Here is a 24,096-nt window from a genome sequence, read left to right on the forward strand (position 1 = left end):
CGGGGCGCCGGCGGGCGCGGCGGCCGGCGGGTAGCCGTAGCCGCCGGGGCGTCCGGCCGGCGGGGCGGCGGGCGCGGCGGCGCCTCCCGGGCCGGCCTGGCTGCTGGAGGAGGCGAGCGTACGGCTGCGCACCCGGTACAGGCCGGTGTCGAGGTCCTCGGCCTTCTCCAGGTGCACCTTGATCGGGCCCATGAAGGTGTAGCGCTGCTGCTTGGCGTAGTCGCGCACCATGCCGGCGAGCTCGTCGCCGAGCTGGCCGGAGTACGGGCTGAGCCGCTCGAAGTCCGGCGTGCTCAGTTCCACGATGAAGTCGTTGGGGACGACCGTCCGGTCGCGGTTCCAGATGGTGGCGTTGTTGTCGCACTCGCGCTGGAGCGCGCCGGCGATCTCCACGGGCTGGACCTCGGACTTGAACACCTTGGCGAAGGTGCCGTTGACCAGACCTTCGAGACGCTGCTCGAACTTCTTCAGGACTCCCATGGGGCACCTCCTCCGTCGCTGCCGTCCTGTGTACTGCCCTGCGGGCCGCTTGCCTGGTACTGCTTACTGATCGTATCCACGCGCCGGTCGATCGGCTGGTTCCCCCTGTCAGCCCGGCCGACGGGTGTCGACGCATGACGAAGTTCCCTGTGGAGCTCCCCTTCGAACTCCGGCGGGAGTACTGCCGCGCGCAACCGCTTCAGGTACCCCTGCCAAGGATCGTAGAGGCGGCCGGAGACCAGTGTCCCGCACCGGACTGTGGACCCCGCCCCCTCCCGGGGAGACAGGGGGTACCGGTACGAGGTTGATACGTGAAGCGGCACGCGTTGATACGTGGCAGGGGCACCGAAGGTTCGGCGGGGGTTCTGCCTGCGGAACAACGGATGTGAACCCACCCCGTCCAGCGTGCTAATGTTCTGGGTGTCGGAAGGCGCCAGGCCCCAAGGGGCAGGGAGCCCAGGACACACCCAATGCGCGGGTGGCGGAATAGGCAGACGCGCTGGATTCAGGTTCCAGTGCCCGCAAGGGCGTGGGGGTTCAACTCCCCCCTCGCGCACCGTCGGAACGGGCGGCATCGATCAGATGCCGCCCGTTCTTCGTGTCTGCGGATGTGATGGTTGTCTCGGTGTTTCGCCGTGTGAGGAAGCTCTCAGGGCTGTCCCTGCGGACTCACTGCGGACTCACTCCCGAAGGCCCGCCAGGTTCGCCGGGCGGCGGCGCAGGGCGAGGGCGGTCGGCACGATCGCCGAGCCCACGGCGAGCAGGGCGCAGGCCGTCGCGGTCGTGCCGAGGGCCTGCCACGGGAAGGCGGGGGCGGGCCGGACCGACAGCAGCGCGAGGGCGCCGGTCAGACCGGCCAGGTTGACGGCGGCGACCAGGAGACCGAGGAGCGCGCCGGCCGCGACGACCGTCAGGGCCTCGGCACCGGCCAGCCGCAGCACCTGCCAGCGGGTGGCCCCGGCCAGCCGCAGCACGGCCAGGTCGCGGGCCCGGTCGGAGGCCCCCATGACCATGGTGTTGGCCACCGAGATGCCCGTGTAGAGAAGGGCGATGCCGAGGACCAGCAACAGGCCGAGGCGGGTCGTGCGGTTGGTCTCGGGGTGGGTGGCCCGGAGCCATGCCTCGCGGGTGAGGACCCGGCCGGGACCCGCGGCCCGGTCGAGGGCGGTGGCCACGGCTGCCGGGTCCGCGCCGTCCTTCAGGGCCACGTCGATCCGGTCGATCGCGGCGCCCGGGGCGTTGCGGGGGGTGACGTAGACGCCGTTGTCCCCCGTGCCGGTGGTCAGCACCGCGGCGATGCGCAGGGTGCGGGGCGTCCCGTCGCCGAGCCAGACGCGTACCCGCTCGCCCACCCGGTGCCGCTGCCACTCCCCGTTGACGATGATCGAGTCGTCGTCCAGGTCGCTGGCCCTGCCCGCGGTGAGCGGGAGGCGGGTGGTGGCCGCCAGGGCGGCGGGGGTCGCGGCGCGGCCCTCGGAGCGGACCAGGGCCACGCCGTCCTCCAGGACGTGGACGGCCGTCGAGGACGTGGGTGAGATGTCCGTGCCCGGTACGGCGCGGAGTCTGCGCAGGGTGGTGTCGTCGAAGCCCGTTCCGGGCGGCGGGGTGAGGACGAAGGTGGCGGTGGTGCGGTCGCCCGCCTCGGTGGCCTTCGCGCGGTTCAGGGTCGCGGTGGTGCCGAGCAGCGAACCCGCCAGGGCGACGGTGACCAGGACGGGGGCCGCGAGCGCGGCGGTACGGCGTACCCCGGTGGCCGTGTTCGCGCGGACCAGCATGCCGACGGTCGTGGGCAGGCAGGTCAGCAGCCGGGTCAGGGGGCGCAGTACGAGGGGTGCGAGCAGGGCGGCCGCGGTGATCAGCAGCATGGGGCGGCTGATGTAGGTCTTGCGGTGGAGGAGGTCGCCGGGGTCGCCGGTCAGGGCGAGGACCAGGGTCACGGCGGCGGTGAGCAGGAGGGCCGTGCCGCACAGCAGTCGGCCCGGGGTGATCCGCCCGCTGTCCTCGCGCAGGGCCTCGGTGGGGGCGGTGCGGCCGGCCCGCCAGGACGCCGCGGTCGCTCCGGCCAGGGCGACGAGCAGGCCGGTCCAGAAGGCCGCGTGGTACGGCCAGGTGTGGTCGCCGATGGTGAACCAGGCCGGGGCGAGGCCCTCGTCGGCGACCCGGGCGGCCAGGCGGGGTGCGAGGTGGGAGCCGAGTGCGCAGCCCGCGGCCGAGGCGAGGGCGCCGACGGTGAGGGCCTCGGCGAGGACGGTGCGGCGGATCTGGCCGGGGGTGGCACCGGTGGTGCGCAGCAGGGCGAACTCCCGGCGCCGCTGGGCGACCGCGAAGGCGAAGGTCGAGGCGACGACGAAGACCGACACGAAGGCGGTGACGCCGCCGGCGGTGCCGAACAGGGCGTTCATCGCGGTGAGCGCCTCGCTGTCCCGGTCGGGGTCGGCGTCGGCGAGGCGGCGCGCGTCACCGGTGAGGACCCGGGCGCTGCCGCCGACCGCCCGCCGTACGGCCGCCGGATCGGCCGTGACGACCAACTGGTGGACGGCGGGCGTCAGTTGGGCGGCGCGGGTGTCGGTGAAGAACACGGCGTTCTCGAAACCGCGCAAGGGGTCCACGGCGTTCTCGAAACCGCGCGGGGTCAAGGTGCCGACGACGCGTACCGTGCCCCGGTCCGTGCGGAGCCGTCGGCCGAGGTGTGACGGGTCGCCGGTGAGGGCGACCTCGTCGGCCGTGCGGGGCGCCCGGCCGGCCGTGAGGTCGTAGGGGGCGAACGCGGCGGTGGACCAGGGGTGGCCCACCAGGCCGGCGGGGCCGCCCTGCACGGGGAACGACCGGTCCTCGACGACCGGGCCCAGCTTCCGCAGCGCGGCGACGGTCGCCGTGGGGAGGGGGCGCGGGTGGGTGAGCCGGGCCGTGCGGTCGCCGATCGGGGTCGGAACGCGCAGGGTGTCCTGGCTCTTGACGACGACCGGCGCGGCGGCGAAGCGTTCGGGGCGGCGCTCCGGGGCGGTCGCGGACGAGGCCAGGGCCAGGCCCGTCACGGTGAGCAGGGCCACGCCCAGCGAGAGGGCGACGAAGCTGCCGGTGAAGCCGGCCCAGCGGGTGCGCAGGGTGCGCAGGGCGACGGTCAGCACGGCACGGCCTCCAGGCGGGTCATGCGCGCGGCGATGGTGTCGGCGCCGGCGCCGGTCAACTCCCCGTTGACCCGGCCGTCGACGAGGAAGAGCACGCGGTCGGCGTACGCGGCGGCGACCGGGTCGTGCGTGACCATGACGACCGTCTGGCCCTCGCGGTCGACCATGCCGCGCAGCAGGCCGAGCACCTCGCGGCCGGTGCGGGTGTCCAGGGCTCCGGTCGGCTCGTCGCCGAACAGCACGTCGGGGCGGGTGATCAACGCGCGGGCCAGGGCGACGCGTTGCTGCTGGCCGCCGGACAACTGCCCGGGCCGGTGCCGGGCCCGCTCGGCGAGGCCCACCTGGGCGAGCGCCTGGCGCACCCGGGCCTTCGCCACGCGGCGGCCGGCCAGGCGCAGGGGCAGGGCCACGTTCTGCTCGGCGGTCAGCGAGGGCAGCAGGTTGAACGCCTGGAAGACGAACCCGACGCGCTCGCGGCGCAGCAGCGTCAGGCGCCGCTCGCTCAGGCCGGTCAGTTCGGTGCCGCCCACGGTGACCGACCCGGAGGTGGGCCGGTCCAGGCCGGCGGCACACTGGAGCAGGGTGGACTTGCCGGAGCCGGAGGGGCCCATGACGGCGGTGAAGGTCCCCGTGCGGAACGCGAGGGAGACGTCGTCGAGTGCGGTCACGGGGCCGTAGGTCCTGGTGACCGAGTCCAGCCGGACGGCGTCGTGTGTCATGGGATCCCCCTGGGGTGTCGGTGTGGCTTCCACCTGGTGTGGATGTGGCTTCACCTGGTGTCGGTGTGGCTTCCACGAAACCGGGTGGGGGTGGGTCGGCGCAGTGCGGCGGGGCCTAGATCTGGGGTAGGGCCAGGCCTACCCCTGGGCCTCCCTCTGGGCCCATGGCCAGGGCTGCGGGGGACTCTTACGGTGATCCCCATGCACCCTCGGAACGTGTGGCAGGCCCTGCGCCGCCCCGGCTATCTGCTGTCGGCGTGGCCTTGGCGGTCGGCCGGCTACCTGCTCACCGGCGCGGTCACCGGCGTCGTCGTGCTCGTCGGGATCGTGGTGTCGGTGGCGGCCGGCGGGGTGCTCGCGCTCGCGCTGGTGGGGCTGCCGCTGCTGCTCGGGACGGCCCTGGCGGGCATCCCCGTGGCGGCGGTGGAGCGGCTCCGGCTGCGGCTGGTCGACAGGGAGCCGGCGTCCGATGCGCACGAGCCGCCCGGGGAGCCGGGGCTGCGGCCCTGGCTGGCGACGCGGCTGCGGGAGCGCGCCACCTGGCGGGAGCTGGGCCACGCGCTGCTGTTCGCGGGGCTGCTGTGGCCGGTCGACGCCCTCGCGTTCGCCGTCTTCCTGCTGGGACCGCTCACCGTGGTGGCGACTCCGCTGCTGCTGGCCGCGAACGGCGAGGCGAAGGTGCTCAAGGTGTGGCTCGTCAGCACCTGGCCGGCCGCCGCCGGCTGCGCCGTGCTGGGGCTGGTCCTGCTGGCCCTGGGCGCCTACCTGCTGGGCGTCGTGGCGGGGGCCCGGGCGGGGCTGGCCCGGCTGCTGGTCGCCCCGCGCGAGGCCGACCTGGGGGCCAGGGTGGTCGAACTGAGCCGGTCCCGGCTGCGGTTGGTGGACGCCTTCGAGGCGGAGCGGCGGCGGATCGAGCGCGATCTGCACGACGGGGCGCAGCAGCGTCTCGTCGCCCTGACGATGACGCTCGGCCTGGCCCGGCTGGACGCCCCGCCCGGCCCGCTCGCCGACCAGCTCGCCAAGGCGCACGAGGAGGCGGGCGCGGCCCTCGCGGAGCTGCGCGAGCTGATCCAGGGCATCCATCCCAAGGTCCTCGCCGACTACGGCCTCGAAGCGGCCGTGGCCGACGCCGCCGACCGGTCGGCCGTGCCCGTCGACATCGACCTGGAGCTGCCCGGGCGGCTCTCCGAAGCGGTCGAGGCGGCGGCGTACTTCGTGGTGTGCGAGGCGCTCGCCAACGTGGGCAAGCACAGCGGGGCGAGCCGGGCCGAGGTGAGCGGCGGTCACCGCGAGGGGCGGCTGTTCCTCCAGATCCGCGACGACGGGCGCGGCGGTGCCCGGGCCGGGGCGGGCAGCGGGCTGACCGGACTCGCCGACCGGGTGTCGGTGCTCGATGGCAGACTCTCCCTGTCCAGCCCGCCCGGCGGGCCGACCCTGCTGTGTGTGGAGATCCCTTGTGAGCCTGCGAGTTGACCGGCCGCTGCGCGTCGTCCTGGCCGAGGACAGCGTGCTGCTGCGGGACGGGCTCGTCGGGCTGCTCGAACGCTGCGGGCACGAGGTCGTCGCGGCCGTGGGGGACGCCGAGGCGCTGGTGGCCGCCGTCGGGGAACACGGGCCCGACGTGGTGGTGACGGACGTGCGGATGCCGCCCGGCTTCCAGGACGAGGGCCTGCACGCGGCCGTGCGGCTGCGCGGGGAGCGGCCCGCGCTGCCCGTCCTGGTCCTCAGCCAGTACGTGCAGCGCCGGTACGCCGCCGAACTGCTGGACTCCGGCGACGGCACGGGCGTCGGCTACCTGCTCAAGGACCGCGTCGGCCAGGTCGAGGAGTTCGTGGCGGCGCTCGGCGAGGTCGCGGACGGCGGCACGGTCGTCGACCCCGAGGTGGTACGGCAGTTGCTGCGCCGCCGCCGCGACCCGCTGGAGCGGCTCACCCCGCGCGAGCGGGAGGTGCTGGCGCTGATCGCGCAGGGCAGGTCGAACGGGGCGATCGCCCGGGAACTGGTCGTCTCCGAGGCGGCCGTGGGCAAGCACGTCTCCGGCATCCTCACCAAGCTGGACCTGCCGCCGGCGGACGACACCCACCGCCGGGTCCTCGCCGTGCTCGCGTATCTGCGGGCGTAGCCCGGGCGGGGCGGCGGGCGCGTTGTGCAAAAACCAGCGAGTTGGTTTCATTGCGTCGCCATCAGAGCCCTGCAGGGGAGCCACGGGTGACCAAACAGGACCGGGCCGTCCGGACCCGCCTCGCGCTGATCCGGTCGGCGGCCGAACAGTTCGAGGCACGGGGGTACGTCCGGGCCAGTCTCGCGGAGATCAGCGCGGGGGCCGGCGTCAGCTCCGGCGCGCTGCACTTCCACTTCGCGAACAAGGCCGCCGTGGCGGAGGCCGTCGAGGACGCCGCCGCCCTGGCCCTGCGCCGGATCGGGCGCCGGGGCCGCGGCGCGGACGGGTGCGCCCTGCAGCGCCTGGTCGACGTCACCCACCAGGTCGCCCGGCTGCTGTGCGCCGACGTCGTGGTGCGGGCCGGGTTACGCCTCAACGCCGAGGCGGTCGCCGGGCGGGTGCGCGACCTGCGCCGGGAGTGGCGGGAGTGCGTGCACGAGCTGCTGGCCGAGGCGGAGCGGCGGGGCGAACTCGCCGCCGGTGTGCCGCTGCACCGCACCAGCGGCGTCGTCCTCGCCGCGACGACCGGCATCGAGGTGCTGGGCCGGGAGGACCAAGGGTGGCTCGCGCGGCCCTCGTTGACCGACCTGTGGCAGCTGCTCCTGCCGTGCGTGGCGGCGCCGCACCTGGCCGGAGCGCTGGACCCGGCGGGCAGCGATCCGGAGGGCAGCGAACCGGAGGGCAGCGATCCGGAGGGCCGTGACCCGGCGGGCGGCGACCCGGCGGGTGTGGACGTCGAGGCGGGGCCGGCTGCGGACGGGGACCTGGAGGAGACCGGTACGGCGGGGCTCGCGTTGCGGTAGCGGCGCTGCTCCGGCCCGCCTTCCGGTGCCGACAGCCCCCTTTGTTGGCTGGCAGTGTGTGAAGCAATGGCCAAAACAAACCGGATGCCAAGTTTTCTCCTCGCCCGGATCGCACCATGGTCTCCCAGCCTCTGGACCAAGGAGCGATGAGTCATGGCACAGCAGGCCTGCCCCTTCCTGGCGGTCGACCCGTCCGGCCAGGACCTCTACGACGAGATATCCCGGATCCGTGCCCAGGGCCCGGCCGTGGAGGTGGAACTCCCCGGCGGCGTCAGGGCGTGGTGGATCAACGGCCTGGAGCTGAACAAGCGGCTCCTGGCCGGTCCCGAGACGAGCAAGGACGCCTACCAGCACTGGCCGGCCTGGATCAACGGGGACATCTCCCGCACCTGGCCGCTCGCCATCTGGGTCTCCGTGCGCAACATGGTCACCGCCTACGGCACCGACCACAGCCGGCTGCGCAAACCGATGGCCGCGGCCTTCACCAAGCGCCGCGTCGACGCCCTCCTGCCGCGCGTCCAGGAGATCGTCGACCGCGCCCTGGACGGCCTGGAACAGGTCCCGGAGGGCGAAGTCGTCGAACTTCGGGCGGCGTTCGCGGCGCCGGTGCCGCACGAGGTGGTGTGCGAACTCTTCGGCGTACCGCACGGCGAGGACGGTCCGCGGGCCGCGCTCTACCGCATCATCAACGGCTTCTTCGACACGGCGATCTCCCTGGAGGACGCCCAGGCCAACGCCGTCGAGCTCTACGCCACGCTGACCGCGTTCCTCCAGGACAAGCGCGCGCACCCGGCCGACGACCTGACGACCGCGCTCATCGCCGCCCGCGACGCAGGCCACCTCAGTGAACAGGAGTTGATGGACAATCTGATCCTGCTGCTCACGGCGGGCTTCGAGACGACCGTCAACCTCATAGACAACACCGTGCACAGCCTGCTCGCCCACCCGGAGCAGCTCGAACTCGTCCGCTCCGGGCAGGTGTCCTGGGAGGACGCCATCGAGGAGTCGCTGCGCTACGAGGCGCCGGGCGCCATGTCGGGCCTGCGCTACGCCGTCGAGGACATCGAGATCGAGCCGGGCCTCACGATCCCGAAGGGCGACCCGGTGGTCGTGTCCTTCGCCGGTGCCGGACGCGACCCCGAGCGGCACGGCCCGGACGCCGACCGGTTCGACGTCACCCGCGCCGGCAGGAGCGACCACATCTCCTTCGGCCACGGCGTCCACCACTGCCTGGGCCGGCCCCTGGCCATGGCCGAGGCGACGGCGGCCCTGACGTCCCTGTTCGACCGTTTCCCGCGGCTGGCCCTGGCCGATCCGTCCCGTCCGCCGAGGCGGCTCCGGTCGATCATCTCCACGGGGCACGAGTCGTTGCCCGTGCTGCTGCACGGCCGGGACACGGGCCCGGGCCCGGAGGAGGCGGAGGCGGAGTCGGAGGCGCAGGCGATCAGGTAGCCGGCAGCTCGCGCAGGAACGAGCGGTACCAGGGGGCCGCGCGCCTGAATCCGGCGGCGAAGCCCTCACCGGGGGAGCAGTCGAGGTCCTTCCAGAAGGCGTCGTCCACGAACCAGTGGTCGACGGTGAGCATGCCGAGGTGATGGAGGGCGAGCGGCGACCCGGCGGCCCGGTCCAGGGCGGTGGCCACGTCCACCGCCGCACCGCCGCCGGGCTCCCCCAGGTGCTCGCGCACGGCCCCGAGCAGCTCCGGAACCGTCACCGGCTCGGGGTGGCCGACGTGGTGCGCGCCGCCGGCGTGCGCCGGGGACAGCGCCGCGGCCACGGCCGCGCGGCCCAGGGTGTCGACGTCGATCATCGACTGGAGCGCCGTGCAGCCGGTCACGGTCGCCGACAACTCCCGCAGCAGCCGGACCAGTCCGGGGACGACCCACCGGTCGCCCTCGCCGTACACCAGGTGCGGCCGCAGCACCAGGCCGCCCGCGCCGAGGACGTGCTGTTCGGCGGCGGCCCGGGTGCGGCTGGTGGCCGACGCGGGCGCGATCGGCACTTCGTCGGGGCGTACGCCGCGGAAGGGTCCCCGGCCGTAGACGGCGGCCGTGCTCACGTACACGATCCGGCGCACCCCGGCGCGCACGGCCTCCTCGACCAGGGCCCTGGTGCCCCGGTCGTTGACGGCCTCGACGGTCTCGGCGTCGCCGCCGATCCTGGTGGCGCAGTGCACCAGGACGTCGGTGTCCGCGCAGGCGCCGCGCAGGGAGGCCGGGTCGGACAGGTCGCCGTGGACGGTGTCGCTCCCGGTCCCCGCGCGCCGGGACAGCGTCCGCACCCGGACGCCGGGACGGCTACGGGCCGCGGCGACCGCGCGGCTGCCGACGAATCCGCTCGCGCCGGTGATCAGAAAGGTGACCGTCACGACGGGGACCGTACCTCCGCCGTCCGCGCGGAGGTCAGCGTGGCGGTGAAGACGGTCTCGCCGTCCTGCCGTCCCGACACGCGTACGGTCACTTCCTCCGGGTCCTCGTCGAGCAGCTCCGTCTCCAGCAGGCACGGGCTGTGCAGTTCGGCGTACCGGGCGAAGTCGGCCGTCATCGTGCGGGGCAGGAAGGGGCGTTGACCGGACGCGGCGGCCGCGGCCTGGCGGGCCGCCTCGAACAGGACCATGCCGGGGACGTGGTCGTTGGGCCGGGGGAAGAGGACCGGGTGGCCGGTGTCCACGCGCAGCAGCCAGACGCCGGGGCGGTCGGCGGGGGCGAGGACGACGTCCTCGGCGCGGGAGCGGCCGGCGAGTTCCGGCGCGATGCCCGGCAGCAGCGGAACAGGGGTGCCCACTTCGGCCAACTGCCGTCCGCGCAGGCGGCGGTAGGCGAGCGGGGAGGTGCAGCCGGTGCTGCCCGTGCCCCGCGCGACGAAGCGCCCGGCGCGGCGGAACTCCATCGTGGTCCGCATGCTCGCCAGGCCGCGGCCGCGGCGGCGGATCTCGGAGCACACGACGTCGATCTCGACCGGTTCGGCCGCGTCCGACAGCAGCAGCGCGGACGGGTCGGTGGAGACCGTCAGGTCCCACATGACGAAGTGGGTGTCGGCCGGGGCGCCGAACTCGGCGTGCGCGAGCACCATCGAGGCCTGCCGCAACGTTTCGCCCACGACCATCGGGTCCTGGTGGCGGTCGTCCACGGGGCCGAAGAAGGGGTGGGCGGCCGGCCAGTGCGCGGTGAAACGGAAGCGGGTGTCGGAGATTCTGCTCCACCGGGTGGGGAAGACGTCCGTGTCGGTGGTGCGGTGGGCGAGTTCCTTGGTGACGGTGGTGGTGATGTCTGTGGTTATGCCTGTGGTGGCGGATGCAGATGCCGGTGCGGGTGCTGTGATGACCGGCGTGTGGGGTGTGGGGTGTTGTGGCGCGTTCTCGACGGCCGCAACGGTTCTGTTTGCCGGACGGCCCTCTCGTCCGGTCTGATCGTCCGTGAGTGCGCTTAAAGGTCCTGTCTGCGGCATGAGAATCCCCAGGATCGGCTGCCTGGCTGCGGTCGGCGTCTGACTAAGATACGGACGAGCCGGTTTTTTTCAAAGGGTGGGCCAGGCTGCCGGGACAGGCTCTCGCGCCCTCGCTGCACAGCGACTTCACAGGGATCGACGGAGATCAGGGAGGCACCCGATGGCGCGACAGGAGCGCGCGATCCGCACCCGGCGGACCATCCTGGAGGCGGCGGCGGCCGTCTTCGACGAACGCGGCTACACCTCGGCGACCATCGGGGAGATCCTGGACCGGGCCGGCGTCACCAAGGGCGCGCTGTACTTCCACTTCGGCTCCAAGGAGGAGCTCGCGGTCGGGGTGTTCGAGGAACAGCTCGCGATCACGCTCCCGCCGCAGTCCAGCAAGCTCCAGGAACTCGTCGACTCCGGCCTGGTACTGGCCCGGCGGCTGCGGTCCGAGCCGCTGGTGCGGGCCAGTGTGGGGCTCGCCCTCGACCAGGGGGCCATGGACCTCGACCGTACGGCGGCCTTCCGCATGTGGTTCGACCAGAACGTGCAGCGGCTCGCGGAGGCGAAGGCGCGGGGCGAACTGCTGCCGCATGTCGACGTGGCGGAGACGGCGGAGCTGCTGGTGGGCAGCTTCTCGGGGGTGCAGCTGCTCTCCCAGCTGCGCTGCCAGCGGCAGGATCTGGAGCGCCGTGTCGTCGTGATGTTCGAACACTTCCTGCCGAGCATCACGGTTCCCGCGGTCCTGGCCCGCCTCGACATCTCGGTGGACCGGGCCGAGCGGGTGCTCGCCCAGGGGCGCATCGAGCCGGGACGGGCGGACGAGGGTCGGGCAGAGCCGGGACGGGTGGGGCAGGGTCGGGCAGAGCCGGGACGGGCGGAGCAGGGGCCGGTCGTGCCGGCGCAGGCTTCGTCGGGGGCGTGAGGGCCGGCCTCCTCGCGGGCCGGGGCTTCCGGGGCGAAGCGGCCCTTGCGCTGACACCGGTTGTCCACAGGTGTGGAGTTGTCCACAGGGTCTGACGCGTTTCGGCCGCCGGTTGTACGGTCGGCACGAGTTGATGTTCGTGCGCGTGCGGGGGAGGCGGTCGGTATGACCAGGGCTGAGGACGAGACCGGGAACGGGACGGGGCGTCGGCTGCCCCGGGTGCGGGGCTTCGCCGAGTGGCCGGTCGAGGGCTCGCCCAAGGAGGAGGGCAAGGCCCTGCGCAGGCGCATCCCGCGCCACGCGCACGCCACGCTCGACCTGGACGCGTCCCGGCCCGACGCGGTGAGCGCCGTCGAGGAGTCGGGCCGCGGCCGACTGCCCGAGCTCACGCCGATCCGGGTCGGCCGCATGGCCGCCACCCCCTTCGCGTTCCTGCGCGGCGCCGCGGGACTCATGGCCTACGACCTGGCGCGCACGCCCATGACCCGGATCCGGGCCCAGATCTGCGGCGACGCCCATGCGGCCAATTTCGGCCTGTACGGCGACGCGCGCGGCGGCCTCGTCATCGATCTGAACGACTTCGACGAGACGGTGCACGGCCCCTGGGAATGGGACCTCAAGCGCCTCGCGGCCTCCCTGGTGCTCGCGGGCCGGGAGGCGGGAGCCGACGAGGACCGGTGCCGCAAGGCGGCGTACGACGCGGTGGGCGCCTACCGCCGCACCATGCGGCTGCTGGCCAAACTGCCGGTGCTGGACGCGTGGAACGCCATCGCGGACGAGGAACTCGTCTCCCACACGGACGCCCATGACCTGCTCGGCACGCTGGAGCGGGTCTCCGAGAAGGCCCGCCACAACACCAGCGGGCGCTTCGCGGCCAAGTCGACCGAGGCCGTCGAGGGCGGCGGGCGCCGCTTCGTCGACGCCCCGCCGGTGCTGCGGCGCGTCCCGGACGAGGAGGCCGCGGCGGTCGCGGCGTCCCTGGAGGAGTACGTCGGCACGCTGCCCGAGGACCGCCTCCCCCTCCTCGCCCGGCACGCGGTGCACGACGTGGCGTTCCGCGTCGTCGGCACCGGCAGCGTCGGCACCCGGTCCTACGTCGTGCTGCTCCTGGACCACCGGGGTGAGCCGCTGGTGCTCCAGGTCAAGGAGGCGCGGGCGTCGGCGCTGGTGCCGCATCTGGTGACCGTCGGTTTCGAGGCGCCGGAGGCCGGCCACGAGGGGCGGCGGGTCGTGCTCGGCCAGAAGCGGATGCAGGTCGTCAGCGACATGCTGCTGGGCTGGACGACGGTCGACGGGCGCCCCTTCCAGGTCCGCCAGTTCCGCAACCGCAAGGGCAGCGTCGATCCGGCCGCCCTGGCCGCCGACCAGATAGACGACTACGGCCGGATGACCGGCGCCCTCCTGGCCCGGGCCCACTCCCACAGCGCCGACCCCCGCCTCGTCGCGGGGTACTGCGGCAAGAGCGAGGAACTGGACGAGGCGATGGCGACGTTCGCCGTGGCCTACGCGGACCGCACCGAGGCGGACCACGCGGAACTGGTGGCGGGCGTACGGGCGGGGAAGCTCGCGGCGGAACTGGGGGTGTAGCGGGGCGGGACGCGCGTCCGGCCCAGCCGGGGGTGGTGGTGCCGCTCGGGCCGGGATGGCGGGCGGGTCGGCACCGTGTGCGGGTCGGCGCGGGATGGTTTGCGGGTAGGCACGGTTGGTGGGTCGGCGCGGGATGGTGTGCGGGTCGGCACCGTTGGTGGGCCGGCGCGGTGGGTCGGGTGGCGCTCGGCTGTGCCGGTCCGGGTGCGTCCCGTCGCGGGGCGGAGGGGGCTGGGCTCACCGGAGGGCAGGGGCACGGGGACGGTCCGCCCGTGGCCTACGCTGGTCGGGTGACGACCCCCGAAGCTGAGCAGGACGGTGGCGACGCCGCCCGCCCCGAGGCACGGCTGGAGCGGGCCGTGCGGGCCGCCGAGCAGGCGCTGATCGAGTACGAGATCGCCGTGGAGACCTTCCGCGTCGAGGTCGAGAACTTCTCCCGGCTGCACGAGCAGAAGCTCGGCCCGCTGTACGCCCGGCTCGAGGAGCTGGACGCCCGGATCCTGGAGGCCAGGGCCGCCCGCAGCGGCGACCCCGAGGACCGGCGCCGGGCGGAGGAGGCCAGGTCCCGGCTCGCGCCGATCCCCGGCGTCGAGGAGCTGCTGCACGGCTGGATGGACGACAGCGGCCTGTTCCCCGAGGCCGTGGCGATGCTCACGGACCAGGCGGTCCGGCCCCCGCAGCGGGTCCGCCCCAGCGAAGAGGCCCGCAAGCTCTACCGCGACCTGGCCCGCAAGGCCCACCCGGACCTGGCCCAGGAGGAGAGGGAGCGCGAGCGGCGCGAGGAGTTCATCACCCGCGTCAACGCCGCCTACGCCCGGGGCGACGAGGCGGAGCTGCGCGAACTCGCCGAGGAGTGGGCCAAGGGGCCCGAGCTGAAGCGGGGCCCGAGCCGCGCCGAGGAGCTGTACGCCCGCCTCGAGTGGCTCGCCCAGCGCAAGGAGCTGCTCGCCCTGCTCGCCCGTGAGCTGGAGGAGAGCGCGATAGGCCACATGCTCCAGCTGGCCCCGGACGACCCGGACCGTCTCCTGGACGAGATCGGGCAGGGGCTGCTCAGCCAGCTCGCCGACCGCGAGAGGGAGCTGGCCGCGCTGCTCGGTGAGGGCTGAGCCGCGTCCCGGCCGTCCCACCGGGCGTTCCGGTAGCGTCGGACACATGAGTTTTGGAGCTGGTGTGCCCACGGTCGCGGTCGCGGACCTCAAGGACGGCGACTTCCTGCTGGACGTCCGCGAGGACGACGAGTGGAAGGCCGGTCACGCCGAAGGCGCGCTGCACATCCCCATCAGCGAGTTCGTCGCCCGGTTCGGCGAGCTGACCGAGGCCGCCCCGCAGGACGGCCGGGTGCATGTGATCTGCCGCTCCGGCGGCCGGTCCGCGCAGGTCACGATGTACCTGGCCCAGCAGGGCATCGACGCGGTGAACGTCGACGGCGGCATGCAGGTGTGGGAGGCGGCGGGCCGTCCCGTCGTGACGGACGACGGGCAGCCCGGGTTCGTCCTCTAGCGCCGGGCGCCCGGCGCCTGGTTACCGGCGCTCGCGCCCGGGCGGTCAGGTCAGGGGATGGGCGGCCAGCAGGTCGCCCAGGGTCTCCTCGTGGGCCGCCGCCGGGCCGAGCGACAGTTCCAGGTGCTTGGCCCAGGCGTGATAGCGGTGCAGCGGGTAGTCGACGTCGGCGCCGAACCCGCCGTGCAGATGCTGCGCGGTCTGCACGACCCGGCGTACGCCCTCCGCCGCCCAGATCTTGGCGACGGCGACGTCCCCGGCGGCGGGCAGCGCGCCCGGTGCCCCCGAGGCGATCCGCCACGCCGCCTGCCACAGCGTGGCCTCCATCGCGCGCAGGTCGATGTACCGGTCGGCGGCCTGCACGGCGACGGCCTGGAACGTCGCGAGGGGGAAGCCGAACTGCTCCCGCTTGCTGGTGTACTCCCCGGTCATCCGCAGCACGCGCTCCCCGAGCCCGAGCGCCAGCGCGCACGTCCCGGTGGCCAGCAGGTCCCGCAGCCACTCCCAGGCCCCGTCGGCGTCGATCACGTCCCGGGCGGCGAGGCGCGCCGACTCCAGCCGCAGCTCGGCGAGCCGTTCGCCGCTGGTGGAGAACTGCTCGGCGAGGACGACGCCCTGGTGCCCGCGCGGAACCAGGGCCAGCACGCTCCGGCCGGTCCCGGTGTGCGCGGGGACGACCGTGACGTCGGCGTCGTACGCCCACGGCACCGCCGTCTGCACACCGTCCAGCACCCAGTCCCTGTCCTCCCGCCGCGCCGTCACGGCCAGCTCGGCCGGGTCGTGGCCGGTGCGGCCGTGCGCGGCGACGGTCAGCACGGTCTCGCCCCGGCCGGCCCGGGCGAGGAGGGCCGCCTTCGCCTCGTCACCGCCGTAGGCCTGTACGGCCGCCGCTGCCGCGCTGCTCTCCAGCAGCGGCACCCTGGCCAGCACCCGGGCCGACTCCCGCAGCACCAGGCAGAGCGCGACGGCGTCCAGGCCGGCCCCGCCGTACTCGGTGTCGAGCAGCAGGCTCAGCAGGTCCGCGTCGGCGAGCCGGGCCCACAGGGCGTGGTCGTACGTCTCGGCGACGGCGCCCCGGGTGAGGGCCGGGCTCGGCACGGCGTCGGGGGCGACCCCGGCGAACACGCCCTGCGCCGCCTCGGCCGCCGCCTGCTGCTCCTCGGTGAAGGTGAAGTCCACGGTGCCTGTCCTCCCGGCGGTCCCGATGAGCTGACGGGGCGTCAAGATAGAACAGGTTCTAGAAGAAGGGAATGGGTGTACGGGCGGGCGCCGTAGGGTGTCACTCCTGCGGGCCATCCGCCGGGTCCCCTGTGGATAACCTGCGGGGGTCCCCTGTGGACCAGAGGGATCGCGCTCCCGGGCGGTCGCGGGCGCCGTACGGTCGGCTCTCGCGGTGTGGCGAGGGCCATGGTCCGGACCGGCGTAAGGGGCTGTGCCCGGGTGGGCGGCCTGAGTACCGTGCCGGTGCCGACGCGCGCGGCGCTGACGCGGGCGGTACGACGCCCCGCGGCCGGGCGGGCGGAACGACGGACCGTGATCGGGAACGGGGCGGAAGCGGAATGGACGCGTACGACAAGGGCTCGGACGCCCGGCACGGGCCGGGCGCGCCCACCGAGCCGGGCGCGCCCACCGAGCCGGTTCCGCCTGCTGAGCCGGTTCCGCCCGCTGAGCCCGGCCCAGCTTTGGAGCGTCCTCCCGCCGAGTCCGGCCGACCCCTGGAGCCTCCGCCCACCGAGCCCGGCCCACCCCTGGAACCGGGCCCCCGCACCGGCGTCGCCGCGCTTTCCCTCCGCTACCAGGTCGTCGTCGCCATGGCGCTGGCGGTCGTCGCGGTCGGGGTCTGTGTGCATCTGGGGATGATGTTCCTGCACGTCGCGCCGCCGAACACGGTCACCAGGGAACACGGCAGGGCCGTGGACGACTGGGTCTATCCGGAGTTCGAGCAGAACTGGAAGCTCTTCGCGCCGAACCCGCTGCAGCAGAACATCTCGGTCCAGGTCCGTGCCCAGGTCCGCGGGCCGGACGGCATGACGCTGACGACCGGCTGGTACGACCTGTCCGCCGAGGACGGCCGGGCGATCGACGGCAATCTGCTGCCCAGCCACACCCAGCAGAACGAGCTGCGCCGCGCCTGGGACTTCTTCGTCGCGACGCACGACGGCGAGAACCGCCCGGTGGGCCTGCGGGGCGCGCTCTCCGAGACGTATCTGCGCCGGATCGCGGTGCTGCGCCTGGACCGCGACGACGCGGTGCGGGCGTCGACCGGGGGCGGCGGCGCTCTCGAACGGGTGCAGGTCCGCTCCCGCACCAGCAACGTGCCCCCGCCCGAGTGGAGCCGCGAGAAAGTCTCCACGACGCCGTCCTACCGCGAGCTGCCGTGGTGGAAGGTGCCGCAGGACGAGGCCGAGGGGGGTGTGCGGTGAACCGCTTCTCCCTGTGCGTCTCGCGCGGGATCGCCCGTGTCACCGAGGCCGCCCTCGGCCCGTACCAGACCGCCGTCGTCCGCATCGGCTTCAGCGCGACCTGGCTGCTGTTCCTGCTGCGCGAGCTGCCGCACCGCCATGAGCTCTACGGCCCCGACGGCCCGTGGAGCTGGAACCTCGCCGAGCAGCTGATCGGCACGAACGGCGCCTTCACCACGCTGATGTGGTCCGACGGCCGGATCTGGTTCGAGAGCGTCTACGCGCTCGCGGTCCTGGCCAGTGCGCTGCTGATGCTGGGCTGGCGCACCCGCACCATGTCGGTGCTGTTCATGGTCGGCGTGCTGTCGCTGCAGAACCGCAGCGTCTTCATGGGCGACGGCGGCGACAACGTGCTGCACCTGATGTCGATCTACCTGGTGTTCACGCGCTGCGCCCAGGTGTGGTCGCTGGACGCCCGGCGGGCCTCGCGGGCCGGGGCGGCACGCGCGCGTGGCGAGCGGGTCACGGACCGGACCGGGCCGGTCCTGTGGGGCGTGCTCGGGTTCGTGCTGGTCGCGGCGACCCTGGCCGGCCGGATGCGGGGCGAGTCGCTGATACCGGCGCTGCTGTGGACCGTGTGGGTCGGGCAGGCCCTGTGGTGGCTGGCCGGGCGTCGCGCGAGGTCCGGCGAGACGCGGGTCCTGCTCGACGTCGTCGCGAACATCGTGCACAACGGCGCCCTGCTCGTGATCATGGCGGAGGCGTGCCTGATCTACGCCACGGCCGGCTGGTACAAGATCCAGGGCTCCCGCTGGCAGGACGGCACCGCGGTCTACTACCCGCTCCACCTGGAGTACTTCTCGCCCTGGCCCGCGCTCGCCGACCTGCTGTCCGCCAGCGGCACGCTGGTGATGCTCATGACCTACGGGACCGTCCTCGTGCAGGTCGCCTTCCCGTTCACCCTGTTCAACCGGCGGGCGAAGAACGTCCTGCTGGCCGTGATGATCACCGAGCACGCCGTGATCGCCGTCGTGCTGGGCCTGCCGTTCTTCTCACTGGCGATGATCGCCGCGGACGCGGTGTTCCTGCCGACGACCTTCCTGCGCCGCCTCGGCGGCCGGGCGGCACGCGCGCGTGACCGCCTCCTCCGGCGCGACCGGCGGCGGCCCCCGGTCCGCGAGCAGGAGGCCCACGAGAGCCCCGAGACCACGCACGTAGGCTTCGGGACATGACCGACCCCGTCACCGCCTGGCACCGGCTCGCCGGCGACACCGTCCTGCTCGACGGCTTCCACGCCCTCAAGCACGCGCTGCGGTTCGGCGCCGAGGTGCCGGTGGCGGTCGCCGCGGACCGGACGGCCGCACTCGCCCTCGCCGAGGAACTGGCGCCCGACGTACGTGAGACCCTGGCCGCGCTGCTGACGGAGGTTTCGCACGAGACGTACGCCTCGCTCGTGCCGCGCCCGCACCCGACGGCCGTGGCCGCCCTGGCGGTGCGCCCGTCCCGGGCGACCAACCTGGAGAAGCTGGCGCACACGCCGCGCACGGCCCCGGTCGTGGTCCTGGACAACCCGCGCAACCTGGGCAACGCGGGGGCGGTGATCCGCCTGGCCGCCGGCTTCGGGGCGACGGGAGTGGTGACGACCGGGACGGTCGACCCCTGGCATCCCACCGTCGTACGCGGCGGGGCCGGGCTGCACTTCGCGACGGCGGTGGAACGGCTGGAGGTGCCCGACCTGCCGCCCGGCCCGCTGTTCGCCCTCGACCCGGAGGGCGACGACATCCGGGGCGTCAAGCTCCCGGACGACGCCGTCCTCGCGTTCGGCTCCGAACGCACGGGCCTGTCGACCGCACTACGCGCGCGTGCGGACCACTTGCTGTCCCTGCCGATGCGCCCCCAGGTCAGCAGCTACAACCTGGCGACGAGCGTGGCGATGACGCTCTACCACTGGAGTTGCGGAGCGCCCCGTTAGGGGCGGTCCCTCAGGCCTCCCTGCGCACCTCGACCACCCGGAACCGGTTGGCGACGAACGCCCCGTCGCACAGCGCCGCGCTGGCCGCCGGGTTGCCGCCCGACCCGTGGAAGTCGGAGAAGGCGGCCGTCTGGTTCACGTACACCCCGCCCGTCAGGTTCAGCGACAACTGCGCCGCCTCCTCCAGGCACACCTCCTGCACGGCCCGCTCGACCTCGGCGTCGGTGGTGTACGCGCCCACCGTCATCGCGCCCTTCTCGCGGATGGTGCGGCCCAGCAGTTCCACCGCGTCCGTCACCGAGTCGACCGCGACGGCGAAGGACACCGGCCCGAAGCACTCGCTCATGTACGCGGCCTCGGCGTCCGGCTTGGCCCCGTCCAGCTTCACGATCACCGGCGTACGGACGACCGCTCCCGGGAAGTCCGGGTTGGTGACCTCCCGGGACGCCAGGGCGACTTCGCCGAGCCCCGCCGCCTTCTCCAGCCGGGCCTTCACGTCCGGGTTGACGATCGCGCCCAGCAGGGCGTTCGCCCGGGCGTCGTCGCCCAGCAGTCCGTCCACCGCCTTGGCGAGATCCGCGACGACCTCGTCGTACGACTTGGGGCCCTGGTCCGTGGAGATGCCCTCCCGGGGGACGAGCAGGTTCTGCGGGGTCGTGCACATCTGGCCGCTGTACAGGGACAGCGAGAACGCCAGGTTGGAGAGCATGCCCTTGTAGTCGGACGTGGAGTGGACGACGACCGTGTTGACGCCGGCCTTCTCCGTGTAGACCTGCGCCTGGCGGGCGTTGGCCTCCAGCCAGTCGCCGAACGTGGTCGAGCCCGTGTAGTCGATGATGCGGATCTCGGGGCGCAGCGCGAGCGTCTTGGCGATGCCCTCGCCGGGGCGCTCGGCGGCCAGCGCCACCAGGTTCGGGTCGAAGCCGGTCTCGGCGAGCACCTCGCGCGCGACCTGCACCGTGAGCGCGAGGGGCAGCACCGCGCGCGGGTGGGGCTTGACCAGGACCGCGTTGCCGGTGGCGAGGGAGGCGAACAGGCCCGGGTAGCCGTTCCACGTCGGGAAGGTGTTGCAGCCGATCACCAGGCCGATGCCGCGCGGGACCGGCGTGAACTGCTTGGTCATGGCCAGCGGGTCGCGCTTGCCCTGCGGCTTGGTCCACTCGGCGTTGTCCGGCGTGCGCACCTGCTCCACGTACGCGTAGGCCACCGCCTCCAGGCCGCGGTCCTGCGCGTGCGGCCCGCCCGCCTGGAACGCCATCATGAACGCCTGGCCGGAGGTGTGCATGACCGCGTGCGCGAACTCGTGCGTCCGGTCGCTGATGCGCTTGAGGATCTCCAGGCAGACCACCGCGCGCTGCTCGGCGCCCGCGTCACGCCAGGCCCGCTGTCCGGCCTTCATGGCGGGCAGCAGCACGTCGAGGTCCGCGTGCGGATACGTCACGCCCAGGTCGATGCCGTACGGGGAGGTCTCGCCGCCCACCCAGTCGTCCGTCCCGGGCTGGCCGAGGTCGAGGCGGCTGCCGAGCAGGGCGTCGAAGGCGGCCTTGCCCGCCGCCGCGTCCAGGCTGCCGTTCTCCCCGTAGGCCTTGGGGTGCTCGGGGTGCGGGGACCAGTACGCGCGCGTGCGGATCGCTTCCAGCGCCTGGTCGAGGGTGGACCGGTGCCGGGCGATCAGCTCGTGCGCCGAGAGTGCGGCGGTCATGGGTGACCAACTCCTCGTCTCAAGAACTCCTCGTCGAGTTCATGACCTGGGCAGAAACCTGGGCAGGAACACTCGGACAGAGCTAGAGTAACCGAACGATCGGTCGGTTCAAGGGGGTCCGCCGCATCTGTGGAAAACCCCGTGCGGGAGGATCGCGCACATGACAGCACTGGACCTCAGCAGCCCCGTGGCCGTCGTCGGCACCGGCACCATGGGTCAGGGGATCGCCCAGGTCGCGCTGGTCGCGGGCCATCCCGTACGGCTGTACGACGCCCTCCCCGGGCGGGCGCGGGAGGCGGCCGACGCGATCGGGGCCCGCCTGGACCGGCTCGTCGAGAAGGAGCGGCTCACCGCCGCCGACCGGGACGCCGCCCGCGCCCGCCTGCTGCCCGCCGAGACCCTCGCCGAGCTGGCCGACTGCACCCTGGTCGTCGAAGCCGTCCTGGAGCGGCTGGACGTCAAGCAGGAGCTGTTCCGCGAGCTGGAGGACATCGTCGACGACGACTGCCTGCTCGCCACCAACACCTCCTCCCTGTCCGTCACCGCCATCGGCGGCGCCCTGCGCGTGCCCGGCCGCTTCGTCGGTCTGCACTTCTTCAACCCGGCCCCGCTGCTGCCGCTGGTCGAGGTCGTCTCCGGGTTCGCCACCGACGTCACGTACGCCACGCGCGCGTACGAGACCGCCCGCGCCTGGGGCAAGACGCCCGTCGCCTGCGCGGACACCCCCGGCTTCATCGTCAACCGCATCGCCCGGCCCTTCTACGCCGAGGCCTTCGCCGTGTACGAGGCGCAGGGCGCCGACCCGGCCACCATCGACGCCGTGCTGCGCGAGTCGGGCGGCTTCCGGATGGGCGCGTTCGAGCTGACCGACCTGATCGGCCAGGACGTCAACGAGTCCGTCACGCGGTCGGTCTGGGAGTCCTTCTTCCAGGACGTGCGCTTCACTCCGTCCCTCGCCCAGCGCCGCCTGGTCGAGTCCGGCCGGCTGGGCCGCAAGACGGGGCAGGGCTGGTACGACCACGGGGAGGGCGCCGAGCGCCCCGAGCCGGACACCGCCGAGCGGCGGCAGCCGCCCGCGTACGTCGTCGCCGAGGGCGACCTGGGGCCGGCCTCCGAGCTGCTGGCGATGATCCGCGAGGCGGGCGTCCAGGTCCGCGAGGAGGACGAGGACAACGGCACCCGCCTGGTGCTGCCGAGCGGCGGCCAGCTGGTCCTCGCCGACGGGCAGACCTCCGTGGAGTTCCGGGACGTCGTCTACTTCGACCTCGCCCTGGACTACCGCGCGGCGACCCGGATCGCCCTGTCCGCCTCCCAGGACACGGCCCCGCAGACCCTCGCCGAAGCGATCGGCCTGTTCCAGGCGCTCGGCAAGAAGGTCACCGTCATCGGCGACGTGCCCGGCATGATCGTCGCCCGCACGGTCGCCCGGATCATCGACCTCGCGCACGACGCCGTCGCCAAGGGCGTCGCCACCGAGGAGGACATCGACACCGCGATGCGCCTCGGCGTCAACTACCCCCTGGGCCCCTTCGAGTGGAGCCGCAGGCTCGGCCGCTCCTGGGCGTACGCCCTCCTGGACGACCTGCACCTGCGCGACCCCTCGGGGCGCTACGCGCCCTCCCTCGCGCTGTACCGCCATGCCCACGCCTCCGACAAGCGGGAGGGCACCGCCTCATGACCACCGCCAAGCGCGACACCTACACCCCGGACACGCTGCTGTCCGTCGCCGTCCGGGTGTTCAACGAGCGCGGCTACGACGGCACCTCCATGGAGCACCTCTCCAAGGCGGCCGGCATCTCCAAGTCGTCGATCTACCACCACGTCACCGGCAAGGAGGAGCTGCTGCGCCGGGCCGTGAGCCGGGCCCTGGACGGCCTCTTCGGGATCCTCGACGAGGAGCACGCGCGCGCGGGGCGCGCCGCCGAGCGCCTGGAGTACGTCGTGCGGCGCATGGTCGAGGTGCTCATAGCCGAGCTGCCCTACGTGACGCTGCTGCTGCGGGTGCGCGGCAACACCGACACCGAGCGGTGGGCCCTGGAGCGGCGCCGCGACTTCGACCACCGGGTCGCCGACCTGCTGAAGGCCGCGGCGGCGGACGGGGACGTGCGGGGCGACATAGAGGTCCGGCTGGTGACCCGGCTGGTCTTCGGGATGATCAACTCGATCGTGGAGTGGTACCGCCCGGACGGGCGGGGCATGGGCGAGCGCGAGGTGGCCGACGCGGTGGTGCAGCTGGCGTTCGGGGGGCTGCGCAAGGCCGGGTGACACCGGCCCGCGGCGTGAGTACGCACGCGTGGGCGAGGTGAGTACACGTCCCGATGGCCCGGCCGCCCGGCGGTGATGGAGTGGGGCGCATGCCCGACGATGACCTGTCGTCCCCTTCCGCCGCCCACCGCACGTGGTGGCGGGCGCCCCTCGTGGCCACCCTGCTCGGCCTGCCGCTCCTGGCGCTGGAGTACAGCTGGTTCGTCTCCCAGGACGGACCCGGCGCCTTCGGGGGCGTGCTCTACTGGGCGGCCGGCCTGCTGGCGCTGTCCTGGCTGCTGCCGCACCGCCGGTCCCTGCGCGGGGCGCGGATGGCCGTGGCCGGCACCGGTATCGGCTGCGCGCTGGTCCCGCTGCTGCTCGCCGTGCTGATGGGCCTCGCGATGGCCTCGGGCTGACGGACGGGTCCCCGGGCCGGTTCAGCTCTGCGGCTCCAGGTCCTCCTCCTCGAACACCAGCAGCGTGCGCGTGCTCAGCACCTCCGGGATCGCCTGGAGCCGGGTCAGCACCAGCTCGCGCAGCGACCGGTTGTCGGACACGTGCACCAGCAGCAGCACGTCGAAGTCCCCGCCCACCAGGGCGATGTGGGAGGCGCCGGGCAGCTGTCTGAGCTGCTCGCGGACCGTGCGCCAGGAGTTCTGGACGATCTTCAGGGTGATGTACGCGGACGTCCCCTGCCCGGCCCTCTCGTGGTTGACGCGGGCGCCGAAGCCGCGGATGACGCCGTCCTCGACGAGCCGGTTGATGCGGGCGTAGGCGTTCGCGCGCGAGACGTGGACCCGCTCGGCGACCGACCGTATCGAGGCGCGGCCGTCCGCCTGGAGCATGCGCAGGATGTCCTGGTCGATGGCGTCCAGGGGCCGCGCCGGCGGCAGCGCACCGCTGTCCTCCGGGCTCTCGGCCATTTGTTCAGCTGCCACCCGCGCCCGCCTCCCTGCCATGGACGTCCTGCGTCCATCTCAGGCTGTGGAGAACCGTTTGTCCACAGCCTGAGGTCACCCGTAGCCAAAATGTGCCGAC

The 24,096-nt window shown here is 73.6% G+C and carries 22 protein-coding genes and 1 tRNA gene; 15 read left to right on the top strand and 8 right to left on the bottom strand.

The window, feature by feature from the left end; genetic code table 11:
- Positions 1–480, bottom strand: a 480-nt coding sequence (locus ABZ386_RS32155; protein ID WP_358967075.1) for a DUF3662 domain-containing protein, incomplete at its 3' end; no start/stop codon positions are given.
- A gap of 472 nt (positions 481–952) precedes the next feature.
- Between ABZ386_RS32155 and ABZ386_RS32160 the strand changes: the two genes are divergently transcribed.
- Positions 953–1,036: transfer RNA gene (locus tag ABZ386_RS32160), tRNA-Leu, on the top strand.
- A 124-nt stretch (positions 1,037–1,160) separates the two neighbouring features.
- Here ABZ386_RS32160 and ABZ386_RS32165 read toward each other — a convergent pair.
- Together ABZ386_RS32165 and ABZ386_RS32170 are read right to left on the bottom strand one after the other, a co-directional pair.
- Positions 1,161–3,608: an ABC transporter permease gene (locus ABZ386_RS32165; protein ID WP_358967078.1), complete on the bottom strand. Its 2,448-nt coding sequence runs from the start codon at positions 3,606–3,608 to the stop codon at positions 1,161–1,163.
- A complete protein-coding gene (locus ABZ386_RS32170) occupies positions 3,602–4,327 on the bottom strand; it encodes an ABC transporter ATP-binding protein (protein WP_114254156.1) in 726 nt (241 codons plus the stop codon). Before ABZ386_RS32170 ends, ABZ386_RS32165 begins: the two co-directional genes overlap by 7 nt.
- 201 nt (positions 4,328–4,528) lie before the next feature.
- Here ABZ386_RS32170 and ABZ386_RS32175 point away from each other — a divergent pair, with 201 nt between their 5' ends.
- The 4 genes from ABZ386_RS32175 to ABZ386_RS32190 all read left to right on the top strand — a co-directional run bounded on the left by ABZ386_RS32175 (position 4,529) and on the right by ABZ386_RS32190 (position 8,743).
- Positions 4,529–5,800 carry a sensor domain-containing protein gene (locus ABZ386_RS32175; RefSeq protein ID WP_351340375.1) on the top strand — a complete coding sequence of 424 codons (1,272 nt, stop codon included), beginning with the start codon at positions 4,529–4,531 and terminating at the stop codon, positions 5,798–5,800.
- On the top strand, positions 5,790–6,449 hold the full coding sequence (locus ABZ386_RS32180; RefSeq protein ID WP_355720618.1) for a response regulator transcription factor: 660 nt from the start codon (positions 5,790–5,792) through the stop codon (positions 6,447–6,449). Before ABZ386_RS32175 ends, ABZ386_RS32180 begins: the two co-directional genes overlap by 11 nt.
- A gap of 86 nt (positions 6,450–6,535) precedes the next feature.
- Positions 6,536–7,291 (top strand): ScbR family autoregulator-binding transcription factor, encoded by a 756-nt coding sequence (locus tag ABZ386_RS32185; protein WP_358967081.1) that lies wholly within the window; start codon positions 6,536–6,538, stop codon positions 7,289–7,291.
- A gap of 153 nt (positions 7,292–7,444) precedes the next feature.
- Entirely contained in the window at positions 7,445–8,743 is a 1,299-nt protein-coding gene (locus ABZ386_RS32190) for a cytochrome P450 (protein WP_358967083.1), read from the top strand.
- Here the strand turns inward: ABZ386_RS32190 and ABZ386_RS32195 are convergent.
- Entirely contained in the window at positions 8,736–9,659 is a 924-nt protein-coding gene (locus ABZ386_RS32195) for an NAD-dependent epimerase/dehydratase family protein (protein WP_358967085.1), read from the bottom strand. The two genes, ABZ386_RS32190 and ABZ386_RS32195, sit on opposite strands and share 8 nt — an antisense overlap.
- Positions 9,656–10,612 (bottom strand): ScbA/BarX family gamma-butyrolactone biosynthesis protein, encoded by a 957-nt coding sequence (locus tag ABZ386_RS32200; RefSeq protein ID WP_358967240.1) that lies wholly within the window; start codon positions 10,610–10,612, stop codon positions 9,656–9,658. Before ABZ386_RS32200 ends, ABZ386_RS32195 begins: the two co-directional genes overlap by 4 nt.
- 286 nt (positions 10,613–10,898) lie before the next feature.
- Here ABZ386_RS32200 and ABZ386_RS32205 point away from each other — a divergent pair, with 286 nt between their 5' ends.
- From ABZ386_RS32205 to ABZ386_RS32220, 4 genes are all read left to right on the top strand, one after another.
- Complete coding sequence (locus tag ABZ386_RS32205; RefSeq protein WP_356503974.1) at positions 10,899–11,648, top strand: ScbR family autoregulator-binding transcription factor; 750 nt, start codon at positions 10,899–10,901, stop codon at positions 11,646–11,648.
- A 165-nt stretch (positions 11,649–11,813) separates the two neighbouring features.
- Complete coding sequence (locus ABZ386_RS32210; protein ID WP_358967088.1) at positions 11,814–13,235, top strand: DUF2252 domain-containing protein; 1,422 nt, start codon at positions 11,814–11,816, stop codon at positions 13,233–13,235.
- A 290-nt stretch (positions 13,236–13,525) separates the two neighbouring features.
- Positions 13,526–14,341, top strand: a complete 816-nt coding sequence (locus tag ABZ386_RS32215) for a hypothetical protein (protein ID WP_351340355.1) — start codon at positions 13,526–13,528, stop codon at positions 14,339–14,341.
- A gap of 64 nt (positions 14,342–14,405) precedes the next feature.
- Positions 14,406–14,735 (top strand): rhodanese-like domain-containing protein, encoded by a 330-nt coding sequence (locus tag ABZ386_RS32220; RefSeq protein WP_031118155.1) that lies wholly within the window; start codon positions 14,406–14,408, stop codon positions 14,733–14,735.
- A gap of 45 nt (positions 14,736–14,780) precedes the next feature.
- On the opposite strand, the gene ABZ386_RS32225 is transcribed toward ABZ386_RS32220, so the two are convergent.
- A complete protein-coding gene (locus ABZ386_RS32225; protein WP_356668842.1) occupies positions 14,781–15,914 on the bottom strand; it encodes an acyl-CoA dehydrogenase family protein in 1,134 nt (377 codons plus the stop codon).
- Positions 15,915–16,294: 380 nt separating this feature from the next.
- Between ABZ386_RS32225 and ABZ386_RS32230 the strand changes: the two genes are divergently transcribed.
- From ABZ386_RS32230 to ABZ386_RS32240, 3 genes are read left to right on the top strand one after another with little or no spacing between them, the layout of a single operon-like run.
- Positions 16,295–17,158 carry a DUF5819 family protein gene (locus ABZ386_RS32230; RefSeq protein WP_358967091.1) on the top strand — a complete coding sequence of 288 codons (864 nt, stop codon included), beginning with the start codon at positions 16,295–16,297 and terminating at the stop codon, positions 17,156–17,158.
- On the top strand, positions 17,155–18,369 hold the full coding sequence (locus ABZ386_RS32235) for an HTTM domain-containing protein (protein ID WP_358967094.1): 1,215 nt from the start codon (positions 17,155–17,157) through the stop codon (positions 18,367–18,369). The genes ABZ386_RS32230 and ABZ386_RS32235 overlap by 4 nt, the downstream gene beginning before the upstream one ends.
- A complete protein-coding gene (locus ABZ386_RS32240; RefSeq protein WP_356503968.1) occupies positions 18,366–19,109 on the top strand; it encodes a TrmH family RNA methyltransferase in 744 nt (247 codons plus the stop codon). Before ABZ386_RS32235 ends, ABZ386_RS32240 begins: the two co-directional genes overlap by 4 nt.
- A 10-nt stretch (positions 19,110–19,119) precedes the next feature.
- Here the strand turns inward: ABZ386_RS32240 and paaN are convergent, their stop codons facing one another.
- The gene (gene paaN, locus ABZ386_RS32245) at positions 19,120–20,811 is read right to left on the bottom strand and encodes a phenylacetic acid degradation protein PaaN (protein ID WP_358967097.1); all 1,692 of its coding nucleotides are present in this window, start codon (positions 20,809–20,811) and stop codon (positions 19,120–19,122) included.
- A gap of 160 nt (positions 20,812–20,971) precedes the next feature.
- On the opposite strand from paaN, the gene ABZ386_RS32250 reads away from it, so the two are divergent.
- From ABZ386_RS32250 to ABZ386_RS32260, 3 genes are all read left to right on the top strand, one after another.
- The gene (locus ABZ386_RS32250; protein WP_358967100.1) at positions 20,972–22,489 is read left to right on the top strand and encodes a 3-hydroxyacyl-CoA dehydrogenase; all 1,518 of its coding nucleotides are present in this window, start codon (positions 20,972–20,974) and stop codon (positions 22,487–22,489) included.
- On the top strand, positions 22,486–23,076 hold the full coding sequence (locus tag ABZ386_RS32255; protein WP_351340336.1) for a TetR/AcrR family transcriptional regulator: 591 nt from the start codon (positions 22,486–22,488) through the stop codon (positions 23,074–23,076). The genes ABZ386_RS32250 and ABZ386_RS32255 overlap by 4 nt, the downstream gene beginning before the upstream one ends.
- Positions 23,077–23,165: 89 nt before the next feature.
- The gene (locus tag ABZ386_RS32260) at positions 23,166–23,474 is read left to right on the top strand and encodes a hypothetical protein (RefSeq protein WP_351340334.1); all 309 of its coding nucleotides are present in this window, start codon (positions 23,166–23,168) and stop codon (positions 23,472–23,474) included.
- Positions 23,475–23,495: 21 nt separating this feature from the next.
- On the opposite strand, the gene ABZ386_RS32265 is transcribed toward ABZ386_RS32260, so the two are convergent.
- Positions 23,496–23,981 carry an Lrp/AsnC family transcriptional regulator gene (locus ABZ386_RS32265; protein ID WP_351340822.1) on the bottom strand — a complete coding sequence of 162 codons (486 nt, stop codon included), beginning with the start codon at positions 23,979–23,981 and terminating at the stop codon, positions 23,496–23,498.
- Between the last annotated feature and the right edge of the window lie 115 nt (positions 23,982–24,096).

The organism is Streptomyces sp. NPDC006140, assembly GCF_040628815.1.
GTDB lineage: Bacteria > Actinomycetota > Actinomycetes > Streptomycetales > Streptomycetaceae > Streptomyces.

Coding starts and splice junctions, on each gene's coding strand:
- ABZ386_RS32170 (WP_114254156.1), bottom strand. CDS start 4,327: ATGACACACGACGCCGTCCGGCTGGACTCGGTCACCAGGACCTACGGC.
- ABZ386_RS32175 (WP_351340375.1), top strand. CDS start 4,529: ATGCACCCTCGGAACGTGTGGCAGGCCCTGCGCCGCCCCGGCTATCTG.
- ABZ386_RS32190 (WP_358967083.1), top strand. CDS start 7,445: ATGGCACAGCAGGCCTGCCCCTTCCTGGCGGTCGACCCGTCCGGCCAG.
- ABZ386_RS32205 (WP_356503974.1), top strand. CDS start 10,899: ATGGCGCGACAGGAGCGCGCGATCCGCACCCGGCGGACCATCCTGGAG.
- ABZ386_RS32210 (WP_358967088.1), top strand. CDS start 11,814: ATGACCAGGGCTGAGGACGAGACCGGGAACGGGACGGGGCGTCGGCTG.
- ABZ386_RS32230 (WP_358967091.1), top strand. CDS start 16,295: ATGGACGCGTACGACAAGGGCTCGGACGCCCGGCACGGGCCGGGCGCG.
- ABZ386_RS32240 (WP_356503968.1), top strand. CDS start 18,366: ATGACCGACCCCGTCACCGCCTGGCACCGGCTCGCCGGCGACACCGTC.
- paaN (WP_358967097.1), bottom strand. CDS start 20,811: ATGACCGCCGCACTCTCGGCGCACGAGCTGATCGCCCGGCACCGGTCC.
- ABZ386_RS32250 (WP_358967100.1), top strand. CDS start 20,972: ATGACAGCACTGGACCTCAGCAGCCCCGTGGCCGTCGTCGGCACCGGC.
- ABZ386_RS32255 (WP_351340336.1), top strand. CDS start 22,486: ATGACCACCGCCAAGCGCGACACCTACACCCCGGACACGCTGCTGTCC.
- ABZ386_RS32260 (WP_351340334.1), top strand. CDS start 23,166: ATGCCCGACGATGACCTGTCGTCCCCTTCCGCCGCCCACCGCACGTGG.
- ABZ386_RS32265 (WP_351340822.1), bottom strand. CDS start 23,981: ATGGCCGAGAGCCCGGAGGACAGCGGTGCGCTGCCGCCGGCGCGGCCC.